This is a genomic window from Subtercola lobariae (assembly GCF_014640255.1).
GTDB lineage: Bacteria > Actinomycetota > Actinomycetes > Actinomycetales > Microbacteriaceae > Subtercola > Subtercola lobariae.
In genome coordinates, this window is sequence record NZ_BMGP01000003.1 from 548,198 (window position 1) to 565,913 (window position 17,716).

The following is a 17,716-nucleotide window of genomic DNA, read 5'->3' on the forward strand; positions in this document are numbered from 1 at the left end:
ACTCCCTTGTCGGTGTGTGTAACGGTGGTTCATGTGGTGCTGTCAGCAGTCTAGACATACTTACTGACTTGTTTGTAAATGTATTAGATCACGATTCGGTAACGGCCGCGAAGGCGAGAGTTCCCGGCTGGATTGACCCACGCGAATGGCGAGTTCGGCCGTCGAGACGACCCACTGCTGGCTTTCTTCGCTCCAGACCTCGAACTGTCTGCACGGCACAACAATGTCGGTAACTGCCCTCTGACCAGCATGTACGTCAAGCAGGGCGAAACCTGCCAGCCAGCGCAGCGGGCGGTCGGGGTCAGGCTCGACGCACTCGAGGTACACCTGAGCGGTAGCCCGAGAATCGCGGTCGCCGCGGTTCTCGACCTCGACCGAGACCACGAGTGAGCCGTCGGGGCGCCATGTCGTGCCGGCGATGTGCGGGATAGCCCAGGCGCCGTAACCGAGTCCGAAGCCGAAGGGGCGGGCGGGGGTGCGTTCGAGGCGATCCCAGCTGCGGTAGCCCACATCACCACCCTCGACGTAATCGATGACACCGTCGATCGGCCGGGCATCCTGAACGGGCACATCGGCGAACCGGGCCGGAAGTGTCCAGGGCAGGTGACCGCTCGGCTCGACGCGGCCGGTGAGGGCGTCAGCAAGCCCGTTGCCGGCCTCTTGACCGGGCAGCCACCACCAGAGCACCGCAGGCACGTCGTCGAGCCAGGGCAACAGCACAGGCGCGCCGGCGTTCACCACCACGATGGTTCGCGGGTTGACGGCGAGCACCCGGGTGACGAGTTCGTTCTGGCGGCCGGGCAGGTCGAGGTTCGGGCGATCCCAGCCCTCAGACTCGGTCTCTTCGGTGGTACCGATGAGCACGATGGCCACGTCGGCCTCTGCGGCTGCTTCGACGGCTGCAGCTAGTTCGTCGTCGAGGTCGATGTCGTGCGGCTCGTGCCGCAGTTCGAAGCGCACGAAAGTGCCGTACGCCTCGGCATCGACCACCTGCAATTCGGCATCGATGGCTTTCGTGACAGGCTCGGCGTCGCCGACCTCGAAGCGTTTCGCGGGGCCCACCGGGTGATTCGCCGACGAGTTCAGAATCACGTTCGAGTTCGCGACCTCGGTCGAGGCCGAGACGAGTTCGCCGTCGAACCACACCTCGTGGGCTCCTGACACGCCGACCTCGAGCCGGTTGGGCCCGGGCCGCGTGAGTCTCACCCGCGCCCTCACCCTGGCTGACCGGGCCTCGATGGGCACGTCGCGGTTCCACGACTCTGCGGCGTCGACCACGACGGTGTCGCCGAGTGGATGCCCGTGGGCATCGAACAGGCTCAGTTCGTACCCCGGCGAGCCCCCTGGCGTGGTGACTACGGCCGGATCGATGGCGGGCGCGTGCAGCCTGCTCGTGCCGCCGCGCTCGACCCGCAGCCGGGCGTGCGGAAACGCATCGCGTATCGCGGCCTCGGGCGTCGACGCGTAGGGCGCCTGCACGAAGGCGCTGCCGCCGCCCTGCACGAATGGGTCGACGGCGGCTGGGCCGATGAGGGCGATGCTGCCGATAGCGGCGCGGGCCGGGTCGAGCGGCAGAATGCCATTGTTGCCGAGCACCACGATGGAGCGCGCGACTGTTTCACGCAAGAGCGCCCGCGTTTCGGGGGCGGAGTGCAGGGCATCCGGAGCATCGGGCACGGCGTGCGCAACGCGACCCACCGCGCCCACCCGTTCGCCGAGCCGCAGGATGCGCTCGACCTTGTCGTCGATGATCGATTCGGCGACCAACCCGTCGTGCACTGCCTGCAGCAGTTTGTCTTGCCACGGGCCGCCGGGGCCGGGCATCACCAGGTCGAGGCCGCCGAGCGCCGATTCGACCGTGCTGTTCGCAGCCAGCCAGTCGCTCACAACGACTCCGTCGAAACCCCACTCGCGCTTCAGCACGTCGTTCAGCAGATGATCGTGCTCGGTCGCGGGGGCGACGCCCGTGCCATCGTCGACCCCGTTGTAGGCCGCCATCACCGACCACACGTTCGCCTCGCGAACCACGGTCTCGAACGGGGCGAGATAGACCTCACGCAGAACTCGTTCGCTGACCTTCGCTATATAGGTCGTGCGGTCTGTCTCAGACTCGTTGCCGATGAAGTGCTTCACCGACATACCGACGCCCTCGACCTGGGCCGCTGCGACATAACTGGCGGCAATCGCTCCGGTGAGCAGCGGGTCTTCTGAGTAGCACTCGAAATGGCGGCCGCCCACGGGCGTGCGCTGCAGGTTCACCACGGGAGCGAGCACGACGTCGATTCCCTTACGGCGGGCCTCCCCCGCGATGAGCGTGCCGAGGCGCGCGGCGAGGTCGGTGTTCCAGGTGGCCGCTACGGCACTGGGGCTGGGCATCTGAGCAGCCTCGGTCGAGACCTGCTCGATGCCGCGAATGCCGATGGGGCCGTCAGAGACAACGATGGGCGACAGGTCGAGCTCGGGCACTGCGAAAAGCGTCCACGAGGTCTCACCGGTGAGCAGGCGCACCTTGTCTGCGAGAGGCAGCGTCTCGATACGAGCACGGAGCGTGGCGGCGGATGCCTTCGCTTGCGGGTTGTCTGGAACCGCTGCGAAAGCGTTCATGTCTATACTCCAAATTGTTGAGTCTTCGCATCGTTGCGTTGATTCGCGTTCCCGCTAGAGACATACTTACATATGAGTCAGTAAGTATTCGACCACAATCGGCACTATCTGCGCACGCATCGTTCACATCAGGGAGAACACAATGGCAGTGACCAAGGCACGCCAGGTCGCCGCCGCCGACCGCGTTGTGAAGCCCCACGGGCCGACTGCTGCGAAACGAGAACGCATTCTCGAGGCCGCCATGGCCGTCTTCGGCGCGTACGGATATCACAAAGGTGCTTTAGTCGAGGTGGCCGATCGGGCCGGAATGACACACGCCGGTGTGCTGCACCACTTCGGCAGCAAAGAGGGCCTGCTGGTGGCCGTGCTGCAATATCGTGACGGCGAAGCGGTGGCCGGAATCGACGCCCGCGAACAGGTCGAGGGGCCGCCGTTCTTGGGTCACATCGTGCAGACGGTGAGAGAGAACACCGAGCGGCGCGGGGTGGTTCAGGCGTATACGGTGCTGTCGGGCGAGAGCGTCACCGACGGGCATCCGGCTCAGCAATATTTTCGTGACCGGCTCGCCAACCTGCGGCACAAGATCGAGGGTGTGCTCGCCGAGGTTGTCGAAAACCCCGACCCGGTACAGTTGCGCGATGCGGCGAACGCGCTGATCGCCACTATGGACGGCTTGCAGGTGCAGTGGCTGCTCGACCCCGACGAAGTCGACATGCCGCGGGCGGTGTCGATGGTGCTCGACATGCTGCTCGCGCGGCTGGGGGCGCCGGCCGTGACCGAGATCATGGCAGCTGATACCTCGCCCGCTCCCAGCGCGTAGCCAGCTTGCTCATAGCCTCACGGGCCAGACTGTGGGGGTCTGCTTCACTCACAGCCCCCAGGTTCTAACCCTTTTAGAGGATTCATGCGCAAGATCGCCCTTTTCGCCGCGGCAGCCGCCGTAGCGCTCGCTCTCGCCGGCTGCAGTTCGTCGGGGTCGTCTGCGACGCCCACTGCTGCAGGATGCACGCTCACTGCCCCTGGCACGAACTCCGCAGCCGTGACGGTGACCGGCGACCTCGACGCACTGCCGACCACCACGTTCACCGCGCCCATGACGGCGACCACCACTGAGCGTTCGGTCGTCACTACCGGCAGCGGAGAGCAGGTCACTGACGGTTCTGTCGCCACCGTCGACTTCACCCTCTACAACGCCACCTCGGGCGCTCAGCTCTTCACCACGACCGACGCCGAGGTCGGGCCGCAGCAGGTCACTGTCGACTCGGCGCAGTTCTTGCCGGGCCTCGTGAAGGCCGTCGACTGCGCGACCGTCGGTTCACGAATCGTCGCCGTGGTTCCGCCGGCTGATGCTTGGGGCACCGATGGCAACAGCACGCTCGGCGTCGCTGCGACCGACACGGTTGTGTTCGTCATCGACGTGAAGTCTGTTGCTGCCGCGACTGCATCTCCCACGCCGTCGGCCACGCTCGACCCGAACATGCCGCTGAAGGCGACCGGTGCCGCCCAGCCGGCCCCGGCCGGCTTTCCCACCGTGACCCTCGCCGACGACGGCACCCCCACCGTGACGATTCCGAGCACCCCGGCCCCCACCACGCTGCAGATCGGTGTACTGAAGCAGGGCGACGGCGCCACCGTCGCCGATGGCGACAGCGTGACCGTGCAGTATCAGGGCGTCATCTGGTCGACCGGCAAGGTCTTCGACCAGAGCTGGGGCCAGTCTCCGGCGACGTTCACCACCGGCCAAGTCATCAAGGGCTTCTCCGCCGCACTGGTGGGCTACGCCGTGGGTTCGCAGATCATCGCCGTGATTCCGCCCGACCAGGGGTACGGCGCTGCCGGCAACTCGACGGCCGGCATCAGCGGCACCGACGACCTCGTCTTCGTGATCGATATTCTGGCTACGGCGGCTGCATAGCGGAAACACTGTGCGGCCGCACAGTGCGGCTGCACAGAGCGGCTGCACAGAGCGGCTGCACAGAGCGGCTGCAGGGGGTCAGCGGCCCCCGGGTGTGGTCACACCCTCGAGAGCGTTTGGAGACAGCCATGAAGAGTTCCCTCGCCCTGAATCTGCCCGAGTGGCTGATCGACGACCTGCCGCTGTTACCGACGCGACTCGAGACGGCAGAAGAGCGCATGGCGCTCGTCAATCGGCTCGCGGCGCGAAACTACGTCGAGGGCAACGGCGGCCCGTTCGCCGCGCTCGTGGCCGATCGGCAGACCGGTGAACTCATCTCGGTGGGCGTGAACGTGGTGCTCTCGAGCGGCATCGCCGCAGCCCATGCCGAGTTCATGGCGCTGAGCCTTGCTCAGGCCGAGGTGGGCTCGTGGGATCTCGGGGCCGACCGTGAACGCGAACTCGAGCTGGTGGTGAACTGGCGCCCGTGTGTGATGTGTTACGGATCGACATTGTGGTCGGGCATCCGGTACCTCGTGGTGGCCGGATCTGGGCCTGAGCTCGAGCAGCTCACCGGTTTCGACGAAGGGCCGATGCGTGACGACTGGGCCGAGCAGTTCGAGGCGCGCGGCATCTCGGTGACGCAGAACGTGGGGCGAGACGACGCGCTCGCCGTGTTCGCGGCCTATGGCGCCTCGAGCGCGGTCGTGTACAACGCGCGCGGCGGCGACGGGGTGGTCATTCCCGGCGCGTGAGTCGCGTCGAGGGCTTGGCGCGCAACCCGCGGGGCGGCGGGCTGACGGAACGTGCTGCGCTTTAGAAGACGAGTGACGGCTCGTCGGCGACCGAGAGGGTGAGCACCGCCTGCTGCACCCGCTCGTTCTTCTCGATGAGTTTCTCGAGTCGGCGCATCCGCACCGCCACGTGCTCTTCGGTGTCGTTGCCGGCCAGGTCGACCGCGGCGACCAGAAAGAGGCGACTAGGGCCGACAAATTCGAGGTGCAGGTAGGTCACGCGCTCGATGTCGGGAATCGAGAGCAGGTCGCGCCCAGCGCCTGTGCGAACCTTCTCGGGCGGGTTCAGCCCCACCAGATAGCGCCTGTTCTGGTTGATCAGAATGATGGCGACCACGGCGAGCAAGAGCCCGATGAGAATCGAGCCGATGGAGTCGTAAGCGGGGTTTCCGGTGATCTGGTGCAGAAGAATGCCCAGAAAGGCGATGAGAAGACCCGCGATCGCGGCCGTGTCTTCTGCCACCACTCCCCTGAGCGTGGCGTCAGAACCGTTCACCACATAGTCGAGCGGCTGCCGATCGAGTGTGGTGGCTGCACGCTTCGCCTGTACGAGCGACTGCGCGAGCGAGGCCCCTTCGAGCACCGCCGACACTCCCAGCACGGCATACGCGATGCCGAAGTTCGAGGCCGGTTCGGGGTCGAACAGCTCTTGCACGCCGTGCATCACCGAAATGACGGCGCCCACCGTGAACACGCCAACTGCCGCCAGCAACGACCATACGTAGGCCTCGCGCCCGTAACCGAGCGGATGCTCGTCATCACTGGCCCGCACCGACCGCTTATCGGCGACGAGCAAAAAGATCTCGTTGCCCGCGTCAGCCCACGAATGCGAGGCCTCGGCGACCAGCGACGCCGAACCCGTGACGGCCGCCGCCGCCGTCTTTGCCAGCGCAACCAGAATGTTCGCGATGAACGCGAGTACGACGACCATCACTTCCCCCTCGTGCCATGGGCTTCGGCCCCAGCCTAACGAAAGGGGTGCACGCGGCACAGCAGGTGCCGAGCATCCAGAAACAGGGGAACAATAGAAGAGTCAGGCAACTCAACCAGGAGGAACAACTGTGGCCGCACACTACAACGTCGTCATTCTCGGAGCCGGCCCCGGCGGTTATGTCGCCGCTGTGCGCGCCGCCCAGTTGGGGCTCAGTGTGGCAGTGGTCGAGCAGAAGTACTGGGGTGGTGTGTGTTTGAACGTGGGGTGTGTTCCGGCGAAGACACTGCTTCGAAACGCAGAACTCGCGCACATCTTTTATGCCGAGGCAGACACGTTCGGCATCTCGGGTGACGTCAGTTTCGACTACGGAGTCGCATACGACCGCAGCCGCAAGGTCGCCGACGGCCGCGCCAAGGGCGTGCACTTTCTGATGAAGAAGAACAAGGTCACCGAATACGACGGCCGCGGTACGTTCGCCGACGCGCACTCGCTCGACGTCGCGCTGAGCAAGGGCGGCAGCGAGCACATCACGTTCGATAACGCCATCATCGCCACGGGCTCGACCGTGCGGCTGCTGCCGGGCACCAGCCTGAGCGAGAACGTCGTCACCTACGAGACGCTGATTCTCGACCGCGACCTGCCGAAATCGATCGCCATCGTGGGCGCTGGGGCCATCGGAATCGAGTTCGCCTACGTGCTGGCGAACTACGGCGTCGAGGTCACCATCATCGAATTTCTCTCGCGGGCGCTGCCGAACGAAGACGCTGATGTCTCGAAAGAGGTCGAAAAGAACTTCAAGAAGCTCGGTGTGCCCATTCTCACATCGACGCGTGTCGACAGCGTGGTCGACAACGGGTCGTCGGTCACCGTGAGCTACACCGATGCGAAGGGTGCGCCCGGCCAGATCGAGGCCGATCGTGTGCTCATGTCGATCGGGTTCGCCGCCAACGTCGACGGTTACGGGCTCGAGAACACGGGCGTCGAGGTCACCGAGCGCGGGGCGATCGCCATCGACGAGTTCATGCGTACCAACGTGCCCGGCATCTACGCGGTCGGCGACGTCACCGCGAAACTGCAGCTCGCACACGTCGCCGAAGCGCAGGGCATCGTTGCCGCCGAGACCATCGGGGGTGCCGAGACCATGTCGCTCGGCGATTACCGCATGATGCCGCGTGCCACGTTCTGCCAGCCGCAGGTGGCGAGCTTCGGCCTCACCGAGCAGCAGGCGCGCGACGAAGGGTACGACGTTCGCGTCGCAACCTTCCCCATGACCGCGAACGCGAAGGCGCACGCGCTAGGCGAGCCGAGCGGGTTCGTGAAACTCGTCTCCGACGCGACCTACGGCGAGCTGCTCGGCGGTCACCTCGTGGGTCACGACGTCTCCGAGCTTCTACCCGAGCTGACCTTGGCGCAGAAGTGGGATCTGACGGCCTACGAACTCGCCCGCAACGTGCACACGCACCCGACCCTCAGCGAGTCGATGCAAGACGCGTTCCATGGGCTCATCGGCCACATGATCAACCTCTAGGCGAGGGCGGTTTCAATGCCGATCGTCAGTGCGGGCATCCTGCTGTTTCGCGGCGAGCCGGCCTCACTCGAAGTCTTTGTGGCGCGCATGGGCGGCCCGTTCTGGGCGAAGAAAGACGAGCGGGCCTGGTCGATTCCGAAGGGGTTACTCGAAGGTTCTGAAGATTCGCTCGATGCGGCCCGGCGTGAGTTTCGTGAAGAGATCGGGGCGGATGCTCCCCCACTGCCCTACGAGCTGCTCGGCGATTTTCGGCAGCGCTCGGGCAAAGTCGTGCGCGCCTTCGTTGCTCGCACCGATACGCCGGGCAGCGAGGCATCCGTCGCCTTCTCGTCGAGCAACACCTTCACCACGGAGTGGCCACCGCACTCGGGCACACAACAGGAGTTCGCCGAGATCGCCGAGGCGCGCTGGCTCAGCCTCGGCGACGCGTCGCTGAAACTCGTGGCCGGCCAGGTTGCTCTGCTCGATGCGCTGCGCGAGCGTCTCGCGCAATAGCGGGTGCCAGGCCCACTCCCGAATCTCCTTTCAGGCGCCGCCGATCTGACGCGACTCAACAAGCTCGGCGAACAGCGCCTCGACTCGAGCGCGGATGTCGTCTCGAATGGGCCGAACCGCGTCGATCGGCAGACCGGCGGGATCGTCGAGTTGCCAGTCTTCGTAGCGTTTGCCGGGAAAAATCGGGCACGCATCGCCACAGCCCATGGTGATGACGACGTCTGACGCTCGAACGTCGTCGGTCTGCAGGATGCCCGGCAATTCATCCGCAATATCGATGCCGCTCTCGGCCATCGCCGCGACCGCCACCGCATTGATCGACGACGCGGGCTCGGAACCGCCCGACAACACCCGAACGCGGCCGCCACTCAGCTGGCGCATGAACCCGGCGGCCATCTGCGACCGGCCCGCATTGTGCACGCACACGAACAACACTGTGGGCTGGTCGGTCACTTTGGCTCCCTATCGATTGAGCAGTTCGGCCGCCACCATACTCGCAGTCGCGTCTGCGACCTCACCGACCCACTCGGCCTCTCACAACCATCCGTCGCCCATCACCTGAAAGTTCTCGTCGACGCCGGTTACCTTTCTGCAACCAAACGAGGAACTTGGCACTACTACCGGCTGGTTCCAGGCGCCCTGAATTCCGCTGCAGCCCTCCTCGCTCCGTCTAATTCATCCGGCCACATTCCAACTATTGCCAGTCTCCTGAAGCCGGCCCATCCATCTGAAGGCAAGCCCGTTGGGCGCGGCAGTGCGGGTCGGAGTGTCGGTGGTTTCGGCCATAATTTTAGTGAGTCATACTCGTGTTTGTGGTAGAATCGTTCTATGAACGTGAACCCCAACCCCGCTCCCGGCCCGGCATCAGCCGGGTCAGCCGGCGCGCGGTTGCGGGAAGGATTACTGGCCGCAGTGGGGGCGCTCGATGACTGTGGGGGGTTCCGGGCTGCCGCGCCCACTGGGCTTGCCGATGAGGATGCTGTGGCTGGTCTGGCAGCGGTCGAGGCGCTGGGCCGGCTGGTGGATGGGTTACGGGTCTCGTACGCGGCTGAGATCGCCTACCGCGGCCGACACGACCTCGGAAACGACGGGCTCACGGTACGCAACAACTTCAGCTCACCGGCCGCGATGATCGCCGCTGTCACGTCCGTGTCAATAAGAACGGCCCGGGGGCGGGTACGGCTCGGGGAACAGGTACGAGTTGGCGAGTCATTCCTCGGGCAGGCGCTACCAGGCAAATACGACGCCGTACGTGAAGCACTCTCTGACGGGCGGATCGGGGTTGATGTCGCTGATGCGATCATCCGGCCATTAGACGACATCAGCGGCGCAGCCCTCACCGACGAAGTACACGCTGCCGCCGTGCGGCTTGTCGAGCAGGCCGGGATGAGTGTGGGCGGGTTCGGGTTCACCGCCGACCAAATCAGGGGCCTCGCTGTACGGGTGCGGGAGAACATCGACCCCGACGGTGCTGAACCCCGGTACACAGATTTGGAAGAACAACGCGGCCTCACGTTCTCACGAATGCGGTCAGGGAACACCAAAATGGTCGCGATCTTCACCCCCGACCAAGCCGCGGTATGGAAAGCGATCGACAACGCCGCGTTCAGCCCCCGCATCACACCCACCTTCACCAACGGCGACGACACCGGCGACGGCTCTGAAGGCTGCGATGCCGCAGGCGACGGCAGTCAAGCCGGCGACGGCGAGAACGGCGGCGATGCTGCCGCCGAAGGTAACGCCGAGGCTGGCGGGGCTGCGGCCGAACCTTTTCTGAGCGGCCTGGAAACCCCGGAAGGTCAGAACGTTGATACTCGTACGCTGTCGAAACGGCGAGTGGACTTCTACACCGAGCTTGCGCGGAAAAGCTCCGGGCTACCGGGCATGCCGGTCATCAACGGGGCCGCGCCCACGATCAACGTTCACGCGACCCTCGAAGACATCATCGCCGGCCGCGGGGTCGGCTGGGTCGACGGCATCGACGAACCCATACCCGCATCCGTTGTCGAACAGCTGCTCTGCCACGGCGATGTGATCACCACCCTGTTCGGGAAGCACGGGCACGTGTTGCAACACGGGAAGACCCGGCGCTACTTCACTCCCGCACAAAACCGGGCGTTAGCCGCCCGCGACGGCGGCTGCGTCTGGCCCGGCTGCGACCGGCCACCCTCATTCTGCGAATCCCACCACGTCGACGAATGGAAACACGACAACCACGCCCCCGGCCGAACCGACATCAACAACGGCGCTTTAGTGTGCAGCTTCCACCACCGACACCTGCACCAATCCGACTGGAAACTCGTCATGCGATACGGGGTACCACACATGATCCCCCCGAAATGGGTCGAACCCGACCAAACACCCAAGCGATGCATCCAACAAACCGACCGACTCAACCCACCAACACCCTACCGATTCGACACGAAAATGCAGGCGAACCGGCCACCAACGCGAGCCGGCGGAGTCGCTTGACGCATCCGCACGCCTGACCTGCGGCACGCCACCGAGAAGCTACAGCTGCAGTGCGGGCGCTACCTCTTGTCGTCAGTCGTCACGAGCGAAAGCGGTGCCGTCACGGTCTCGAGAGACTTCCGTTCGGCATCCACCCCGAAGATCAGCGCCACGATACCGCCGATGATCATCACGCCGGCACCGATGAAGTACCCCACGGTGAGCGGCCCACGGTCGGAGCCGTCACCGATCAGCACGCCATACAGCAACGGTGCACCGGCGCCGGCTATTTGCCCGAGCGCGAAGAAATACGAGATGGCTTGGCTGCGAAGCTCGAGCGGAAAGATCTCGCTCACCGTCAAATACGCACTCGAAGCGCCTGCCGAAGCGAAGAAGAACGAGACACACCAGAAAATGGTCTGGGTCGCGGCGTTGAGGGTTCCGGCGTGAAAGAGCACCGCAGATACGGCCAACACGACCCCGGCGATTCCGTAGGTCAAGAAGATCATCTTGCGTCGACCCCACACGTCGAACAGATGCCTCAGCACCAGGGGCCCGAGCAGGTTGCCGATGGCGAACGGAAAGAAGAAGTACTGTGTCGAACTCGGGCTCGTACCGTAGAAGTTCTGCAACACCAGCGCATAGGTGAAAAAGATGGCGTTGTACAAGAACGACTGCGTGATCATCATGGTCGCGCCCACCAGGGTGCGCTTCGGGTACTGCCTCAGCAGCACGTGCGCAATCTGGCGAAACGGGATGCTCTCGGTAGCCTTCACCGTGATCGCCAGCGAATCATCCACCGGCGTCAGCTCACCGCCCTCGCGCTCGACCCGCGCTTCGATGTCGTCGACCGTCTCTTCGGCCTCTTTCTCGCGCCCGTGCGTCATCAGCCAGCGTGGGCTCTCGGGAATGTGTCTGCGCAGGAAAATGACGCCGAGACCGAGCACCGGGCCGATGAAGAAGCCGATGCGCCAGCCGATGTTCTCGGCGAAGATGTCGGGGTTCAGCAGAAACAAGTTGGCGAATGAGCCGAGAGCCGCACCGGGCCGCCCTGTGTTTTTCGTGCCGGGAACCAGGTGACAAACGCCAGTCTCAGGCGTACGCTCCGCTCGGCAGCGGCGCCGGCAGGGCACGTGCGTCAGTAGACGAAAAGCTGCCCCAGCACCACAACGACGATGACGAACAAAGCCACCACGGCGCCTGCGATCTTGATGCCCCGACCGCCGAGGTTGCTGAGACCGTAGCCCACCAGAAACGGCAACGCCAGCAGCATCAGCGACAGAATCCACCAGAACGCACGGTAGCCGAACTGGCTCGCGTCGGCCAGGTGCGAGCCGAACAGTGTCTGTGTAGCGGGGTGTGTGGCGAACGCGATGGTCGTAGAAAGCGGAAAAGCGATCAGCACGAAGGTGATCAGCCCGGCGAAAGCGCCCCAGCCACCGCGGCGGCCGTCTTCGAGCGCTGTGTGCTGCGTCGACCCGCCCGTCTGGCTGTTCTTGCGCTGCCCGCTGCTGATCTTGCTGCCTGATTGATTGTGGCGCGTGTTACTCATGACAGAACTCTATTGGCCATGACGAACGCTCAGAAGCACAAGGCGGTAGACCACACCCACGAGAACGACAGCGATACCAACAACGATGCCGGCTAAGGGCAGCGTGATGACGAGGGTCAGGCATCCGGCTACCCCGAGCACAGCGAGCATTCGCGGGTACCGACGCTGCGCCGCGCGCTGGGTGAAGGCCGAAGCGTTGGCCACCGTGTAGTAGAGCAGCACCCCGAACGACGAAAAGGCGATGGCGCCGCGAAGGTCGACGGTCAGCACCAGCACACTCACCACGACAGCCAGCGCTACCTCGGCATGGTGCGGCACGGCGAAGCGGGGGTGGATGACGCCCAGCCAGCGCGGCAGATCGCCCTCGCGTGACATCGCGAGCGTTGTTCGGCCGATGCCCGCGATCAGCGCCAGCAGCGCACCGAGTGACGCAGCGGCGGCACCGAAACGCACCACAGGCACGGCCCACAGCCATCCGCTTGCCGTCACCGTATCGGCGAGCGGAGCAGACGAACCGGCCACCGCTGTGGCTCCCAGAGTGCCCAGCACGATGATCGCAATGACCGCGTAGACCACCACCGCGATACCCAGAGCGAGCGTGATGGCGCGCGGAATCGTGCGCTCGGGGTTGCGAACCTCTTCACCCATGGTCGCGATGCGCGCGTAACCGGCGAACGCGAAAAAGAGCAGTCCGGCCGACTGCAGAATTCCGTACCACCCGTGAGCGACGAGATCGCCGGAGAGATTGCCCGACTCCCAGGCGTTCAGCACCGGAAGCCCAGAACTCCACCCGGCCGCTACGACCAGCGCGAGCGTGAGCAGCACCACCACGACAATGACGCGCGTGAGCGTCGCCGTGCGTGTCACGCCGCGATAGTTCACTGCTGCGAGCGCAAGCACGGCAATAACGGCGACTGGCTTCTGCCAGCCGGGCGGCGCGGCATACGCGGCAAATGTCAGTGCCATTGCAGCGCAACTCGCCGTCTTACCGATGATGAAGCTCCAGCCGGCGATGAAACCCCACCACGGGCCGAGTTGCTTTCGCCCGTAAACGTACGTTCCGCCCGAGGCCGGATACGTCGCCGCAAGCTGAGCAGACGAGGTCGCGTTGCAGAACGCGACGATGGCGGCGACGCCAAGACCGATGAGCAGCCCACTGCCCGCCGCCTGTGCGGCCGGGGTGAACGCCGCGAAGATTCCAGCACCGATCATCGAGCCCAGGCCGATGAAAACAGCGTCGCCGAGCCCGAGGCGGCGTGCGAGCGAGGGCGGCACAGTCGGAGTCACGCGCGTATCGTACGGCAGCGATGCATCTGGCCGGTGAACGAGAGCGACGTCTTCCGGGAAAATCGGCTCACCGTCAAGGCCCACCGCCAGATTGGGGGTTCGCGGTATTCTAGAGGCTGGTCACCTGACCCGATTCTAGAGTCAACCGAAAGCAGCACTTGTGGCCGATGCGCCTTCTGACGAACCGAGAGCACGGATGCTCGGCGAGCGCTACCGCCTCGGCCAAACCATTGGCCACGGCGGTCTCGCCACGGTTTTTCTCGCGCATGATGAGACCCTGGGTCGCGACGTCGCGGTGAAGCTGTTTCACGCTAGCGCTGTCAACTCGGGCCGTCAAGAGAGCGAACTCGCCGTTCTTGCCGGGCTCGACCACCACGCTCTTGTGCAGATTCACGATGCCGGCATCGACGTCGACGAATACGGTCGGTCGACGCGCTACCTGGTGATGGCACTGGTGAATGGCAGCGACCTGCACGAGCGTTTGTCGCGGCATCCACTCACCTCACGGCACATCGCCGAGATCGGCTACGACCTCGCCGAGGCACTCGACTACATTCACGCGCACGGAGTCATTCACCGCGACATCAAACCGTCGAACATCTTGCTGGTCGACTACGGTGACGGCTCACCTCGGGCTCGCGCGAAACTGACCGACTTCGGAATCGCCATCGCCGAAGACCTCGAACGGCTCACGACCGACGGAACGACCACTGGCACCGCCGGGTACCTGAGCCCGGAGCAGGCATCGGGGCAGCCCATCGGGCCGGCCAGCGATGTCTACTCGCTCGGTCTTGTGCTGCTGGAGTGTTTCACACGGCACCTTGAATTTCCCGGCGGCGTCGTCGAATCTGCCCTCGCCCGCCTCTCGCGTGACCCGGTGATTCCCGACGACCTGCCCGACTATTGGCAGCAATTGCTCGCCGCCATGACCGCTCGCGATCCGGCCGCGCGGCCCGTACGTCACGAGCTGGTCGCCGTGCTGAAACAGGTGGTCATCGCCGAGAGCGGCAAGCACAAAGACGAGGCCATGGAGCCGCTTTTCGCGCCGGGCGAGGTTCACGGCGAGCCGGTTTCGCGGCCCGCGTCGCTCGACACCCTTCCCGACGAAGCGCTCGACCGGGTCACCGCTATGGCCGCGCGACTGTTCTCGGCGCCGATCTCCATTGTGAGCGTGGTCGATCACGACCGGGTGTGGTTCAAATCGCACTACGGAGACGATGTTGAACGCATCGCTCGCGAGGTCGATCTGACAACCATCATGCTGCCGCAGAACGACCCGGTCGTCATCGAAGACGGCATGCTCGACACCCGCACATCTGACAGCGTGCTGGTCACCGGCCCATTGGGGCTGCGATTCTATGTTTCGGTGCCGCTGAAGCGTTCGTCGGGCGAGCTCATCGGCACGCTGGGCGTGATGGACTTCGTTCCTGGTGAGGCCGACGAGGCCGAAATCGAGAACCTCAAAGACCTCGCGGCCCTCGTTGTGGCGCAGCTCGAGCTTCGCCAGGTGGGCCTTCGCACCACTAGTGACATCGCGGGCACGCCCGGTGAGGCGCTACCGTTGTCTCGATAGTGAGGCACCGGCTTGCGAGACTTGGCGGGCGGGAATTCGGCTCAGCCAGTGCAACTGGTGTAGCCGGCTCAACGAGGGGATGCCATGACGGCTATAGCGACACTCGGGTTGTCATCTGCAGAGGTTGATGAACGTGTTGCCCGCGGCGACGATAACGCCTACGTTGCCGCTTCGAGCCGCAGCGCATGGAGCATCGTTCGCGCCAACCTGTTCACGCTCTTCAATGGAATCATCGCGGCCTGCTTCATCGTGTTGCTGCTGCTCGGCCGCTGGCAAGACGCCCTGTTCGGCCTCAGCGCCATTGCGAACACCGTCATCGGGTCGGTGCAAGAGTTTCGGGCGAAACGTTCGCTCGATCAGCTCGCGCTGATGCACGCCCCGCTCGCACGGGTCTTGCGTGATGGCGACGAGGCGAACATCCCTGTCGCCGGCCTGGTGCTCGACGACATCGTGGTGTTGCGCGCGGGCGATCAGGTGTCGGCAGATGCGGTCATTGTCGACTCCGCGAGGTTGCAGCTCGACGAGTCGATGCTGACGGGCGAATCGGATGCCGTTGACAAGGTCGCAGGCGACACCGTGCTCTCTGGCTCCATCGTGGTGGGCGGCGAAGGCACGGCGCGAGTGTCGCACGTCGGCGCCAACTCGTACGCGAACCAGCTCTCGAGCGAGGCGAAGAAGTTCTCGCTCGTTACGAGCGAGCTGCGCGCCTCGATCAATAGGGTTCTGAAGTGGATCGCCTGGATCATCGGCCCCATCGCCCTGCTCGTTCTGAATGCCCAGATGGTGGCGCTCGGCGGCTGGCCCGAGGCTATCTCGTCGGGCGCGTGGCGCAACGGTGCGGTGTCGACCATCGCCTCGGTAGTGGCCATGATTCCGCTCGGCTTGGTGCTGATGACGAGCATCGCATTCGCGGTGGGCGCGGTGAAGCTCTCGGGGCAGAAGGTGCTCGTGCAAGAGCTTGCCGCCGTCGAGGGGCTCGCCCGCATCGACCTGATCTGTCTCGACAAGACGGGCACACTGACCGAAGGCGACATCGTGTTCGACGCGGTGCATCCGGTGCCTGCTCTTGGTGGCGCTGCTAGCGCTGCTGGCGCGGGCGATGCTGCCACCGGCAATGTCGCTGGCAACGTTTCTGCGCGGGGCTGGCAGAGGGTTCTCGCCTGGTATGGGGCCGAGCCCGACGCGAATGCGACCGCACGCTGCCTCACCGTGCCGTACCCGGTCACCGATGCCCGTGAGCCGAGCGGGCGTATTCCGTTCTCGTCTGCACGTAAATGGAGCGCGGTCAGTTTCGCTGAGGTGACCGGCGCCGGCGGCACCTGGGTTCTGGGCGGGCCCGAAATGGTCTTTCCAGCAGGCGGGAGCTCGGCCGACTCTGCCGACTCGGGCGTGGCGCTCCGCCAGCAGTCTGCCGAACTCGCCGCCTCCGGCCGACGCACGCTGGTGCTCGCCCACTCCCCCCACCAGCTCAGCGCCGACGACATCGATTTAGAACGTCTGCCGGGCGACGGCAGCGTGCAGCCCGTGGTGCTGCTGACGTTCCGCGAGAGCGTGCGCTCAGACGCCCGCGAAACCCTCGACTACTTCGCCAGCCAAGGCGTGGCCGTTCGCATCATCTCGGGCGACAACCCGCACACCGTGGCCGCCATCGCCCGCGAGGTGGGCCTCGAAGTGCTCGACGGCTTCGACGCCCGCGAGTTGCCCGACGATAGGGATGCCCTCGCCGCCGTGCTGGCTGAACACGTGGTCTTCGGCCGCGTGACTCCGGCGCAGAAGAAGAACATCGTCATCGCCCTGCAGCAGGCCGGTCACACCGTGGCCATGACGGGCGACGGTGTCAATGACGCGCTGGCCATCAAAGAGGCCGACATCGGTATCGCTATGGATTCGGGCTCGGCAGCCACGAAGGCCGTCGCCCGCATCATTCTGCTCGACGGCCGCTTCTCGCACCTTCCCGGCGTCGTCGCCGAGGGCCGGCAGGTCATCGCGAACGTCGAACGCGTGTCGATGCTGTTTCTCACCAAGACGGCCTACGCCACAGCGCTCGCGGTGATCTTCGGCGCATTTCTGCTGCAGTTTCCGTTTCTGCCGCGCCAGCTGTCGATTGTCGACGGTCTGACCATCGGCATTCCGTCGTTCTTCTTGGCGCTGATGCCCAACACGCGGCGGTACATTCCGGGCTTCCTGCGTCGCTCGCTGAGTTTCGCCATTCCCGCCGGGCTCGTGATCGCGCTCGCTTTGGCGCTTTACACCCGGCTCTCGCTCGACGCCGGCATCAGCGAAGCCGAACTCCGCACCGGCTCTACCCTCATTCTCGCCATTGTGGGCCTGTGGATTCTGATCGTGCTCTCGCGGCCCATCGACGGCATCAAGACGCTGATCATCGGTGCCATGATGATCGGGCTGGTTCTGGTGTACTCGATTCCGCTGGTCACGAACTTTCTCGAGCTGGTGAACCCGTCGCTGACGACAGCGCTGCTGGTCATCCTGATCTCGGCGCTCACCATCGGCGGCATCGAGATCGTGCGGTTCGTGCACGTGCGCTACGTGCGCCGGCACTCGGGGCCGCCTCCGCTGCTCGGCAAGCACTGACCCAGCAAGCAT

The 17,716-nt window shown here is 64.9% G+C and carries 14 protein-coding genes and 1 pseudogene; 9 read left to right on the plus strand and 6 right to left on the minus strand.

Going from position 1 to position 17,716, the window contains the following annotated elements; translation table 11 throughout:
• Window positions 1–60 precede the first annotated feature (60 nt).
• On the minus strand, window positions 61–2,604 hold the full coding sequence (locus IEX24_RS10530; protein ID WP_188677860.1) for a beta-glucosidase family protein: 2,544 nt from the start codon (window positions 2,602–2,604) through the stop codon (window positions 61–63).
• A 142-nt stretch (window positions 2,605–2,746) separates the two neighbouring features.
• Between IEX24_RS10530 and IEX24_RS10535 the strand changes: the two genes are divergently transcribed.
• From IEX24_RS10535 to IEX24_RS10545, 3 genes are all read left to right on the plus strand, one after another.
• Window positions 2,747–3,424, plus strand: coding sequence for a TetR/AcrR family transcriptional regulator (locus IEX24_RS10535; protein ID WP_188677862.1), 678 nt, complete (start codon window positions 2,747–2,749; stop codon window positions 3,422–3,424).
• A gap of 84 nt (window positions 3,425–3,508) precedes the next feature.
• Window positions 3,509–4,519: an FKBP-type peptidyl-prolyl cis-trans isomerase gene (locus IEX24_RS10540; RefSeq protein ID WP_188677864.1), complete on the plus strand. Its 1,011-nt coding sequence runs from the start codon at window positions 3,509–3,511 to the stop codon at window positions 4,517–4,519.
• Between the two features lie 128 nt (window positions 4,520–4,647).
• A complete protein-coding gene (locus tag IEX24_RS10545) occupies window positions 4,648–5,253 on the plus strand; it encodes a nucleoside deaminase (protein ID WP_188677866.1) in 606 nt (201 codons plus the stop codon).
• Window positions 5,254–5,314: 61 nt separating this feature from the next.
• On the opposite strand, the gene IEX24_RS10550 is transcribed toward IEX24_RS10545, so the two are convergent.
• On the minus strand, window positions 5,315–6,223 hold the full coding sequence (locus tag IEX24_RS10550) for a cation diffusion facilitator family transporter (protein WP_188677869.1): 909 nt from the start codon (window positions 6,221–6,223) through the stop codon (window positions 5,315–5,317).
• A gap of 130 nt (window positions 6,224–6,353) precedes the next feature.
• Here IEX24_RS10550 and lpdA point away from each other — a divergent pair, with 130 nt between their 5' ends.
• Complete coding sequence (gene lpdA, locus IEX24_RS10555) at window positions 6,354–7,754, plus strand: dihydrolipoyl dehydrogenase (RefSeq protein WP_188677872.1); 1,401 nt, start codon at window positions 6,354–6,356, stop codon at window positions 7,752–7,754.
• Between the two features lie 15 nt (window positions 7,755–7,769).
• Complete coding sequence (locus IEX24_RS10560; protein WP_188677875.1) at window positions 7,770–8,249, plus strand: NUDIX hydrolase; 480 nt, start codon at window positions 7,770–7,772, stop codon at window positions 8,247–8,249.
• A 30-nt stretch (window positions 8,250–8,279) separates the two neighbouring features.
• On the opposite strand, the gene IEX24_RS10565 is transcribed toward IEX24_RS10560, so the two are convergent.
• Window positions 8,280–8,702 (minus strand): arsenate reductase ArsC, encoded by a 423-nt coding sequence (locus IEX24_RS10565; protein WP_188677879.1) that lies wholly within the window; start codon window positions 8,700–8,702, stop codon window positions 8,280–8,282.
• 51 nt (window positions 8,703–8,753) lie between these two features.
• Between IEX24_RS10565 and IEX24_RS19570 the strand changes: the two are divergent.
• Window positions 8,754–8,915, plus strand: a pseudogene (locus IEX24_RS19570) (ArsR/SmtB family transcription factor); the annotation flags it as partial.
• Between the two features lie 162 nt (window positions 8,916–9,077).
• Complete coding sequence (locus tag IEX24_RS10575) at window positions 9,078–10,721, plus strand: DUF222 domain-containing protein (RefSeq protein ID WP_188677882.1); 1,644 nt, start codon at window positions 9,078–9,080, stop codon at window positions 10,719–10,721.
• A 59-nt stretch (window positions 10,722–10,780) separates the two neighbouring features.
• Here IEX24_RS10575 and IEX24_RS10580 read toward each other — a convergent pair whose 3' ends face one another.
• The 3 genes from IEX24_RS10580 to IEX24_RS10590 form a co-directional block, all read right to left on the minus strand.
• Window positions 10,781–11,716, minus strand: coding sequence for an MFS transporter (locus IEX24_RS10580; protein WP_229715229.1), 936 nt, complete (start codon window positions 11,714–11,716; stop codon window positions 10,781–10,783).
• A gap of 122 nt (window positions 11,717–11,838) precedes the next feature.
• Window positions 11,839–12,252: a hypothetical protein gene (locus IEX24_RS10585; RefSeq protein WP_188677885.1), complete on the minus strand. Its 414-nt coding sequence runs from the start codon at window positions 12,250–12,252 to the stop codon at window positions 11,839–11,841.
• A gap of 9 nt (window positions 12,253–12,261) precedes the next feature.
• Window positions 12,262–13,539, minus strand: coding sequence for an APC family permease (locus tag IEX24_RS10590; protein ID WP_229715230.1), 1,278 nt, complete (start codon window positions 13,537–13,539; stop codon window positions 12,262–12,264).
• A 160-nt stretch (window positions 13,540–13,699) separates the two neighbouring features.
• On the opposite strand from IEX24_RS10590, the gene IEX24_RS10595 reads away from it, so the two are divergent.
• Window positions 13,700–15,112: a protein kinase domain-containing protein gene (locus IEX24_RS10595; protein ID WP_229715231.1), complete on the plus strand. Its 1,413-nt coding sequence runs from the start codon at window positions 13,700–13,702 to the stop codon at window positions 15,110–15,112.
• Between the two features lie 84 nt (window positions 15,113–15,196).
• Window positions 15,197–17,704 (plus strand): HAD-IC family P-type ATPase, encoded by a 2,508-nt coding sequence (locus IEX24_RS10600; RefSeq protein ID WP_188677887.1) that lies wholly within the window; start codon window positions 15,197–15,199, stop codon window positions 17,702–17,704.
• Window positions 17,705–17,716: the final 12 nt, after the last annotated feature.

Excerpts from the sequence above, each read along its gene's own strand:
- IEX24_RS10530 (WP_188677860.1), bottom strand. The coding sequence starts at position 2,604 with ATGAACGCTTTCGCAGCGGTTCCAGACAACCCGCAAGCGAAGGCATCC.
- IEX24_RS10535 (WP_188677862.1), top strand. The coding sequence starts at position 2,747 with ATGGCAGTGACCAAGGCACGCCAGGTCGCCGCCGCCGACCGCGTTGTG.
- IEX24_RS10540 (WP_188677864.1), top strand. The coding sequence starts at position 3,509 with ATGCGCAAGATCGCCCTTTTCGCCGCGGCAGCCGCCGTAGCGCTCGCT.
- IEX24_RS10545 (WP_188677866.1), top strand. The coding sequence starts at position 4,648 with ATGAAGAGTTCCCTCGCCCTGAATCTGCCCGAGTGGCTGATCGACGAC.
- IEX24_RS10550 (WP_188677869.1), bottom strand. The coding sequence starts at position 6,223 with ATGGTCGTCGTACTCGCGTTCATCGCGAACATTCTGGTTGCGCTGGCA.
- IEX24_RS10560 (WP_188677875.1), top strand. The coding sequence starts at position 7,770 with ATGCCGATCGTCAGTGCGGGCATCCTGCTGTTTCGCGGCGAGCCGGCC.
- IEX24_RS10575 (WP_188677882.1), top strand. The coding sequence starts at position 9,078 with ATGAACGTGAACCCCAACCCCGCTCCCGGCCCGGCATCAGCCGGGTCA.
- IEX24_RS10585 (WP_188677885.1), bottom strand. The coding sequence starts at position 12,252 with ATGAGTAACACGCGCCACAATCAATCAGGCAGCAAGATCAGCAGCGGG.
- IEX24_RS10600 (WP_188677887.1), top strand. The coding sequence starts at position 15,197 with ATGACGGCTATAGCGACACTCGGGTTGTCATCTGCAGAGGTTGATGAA.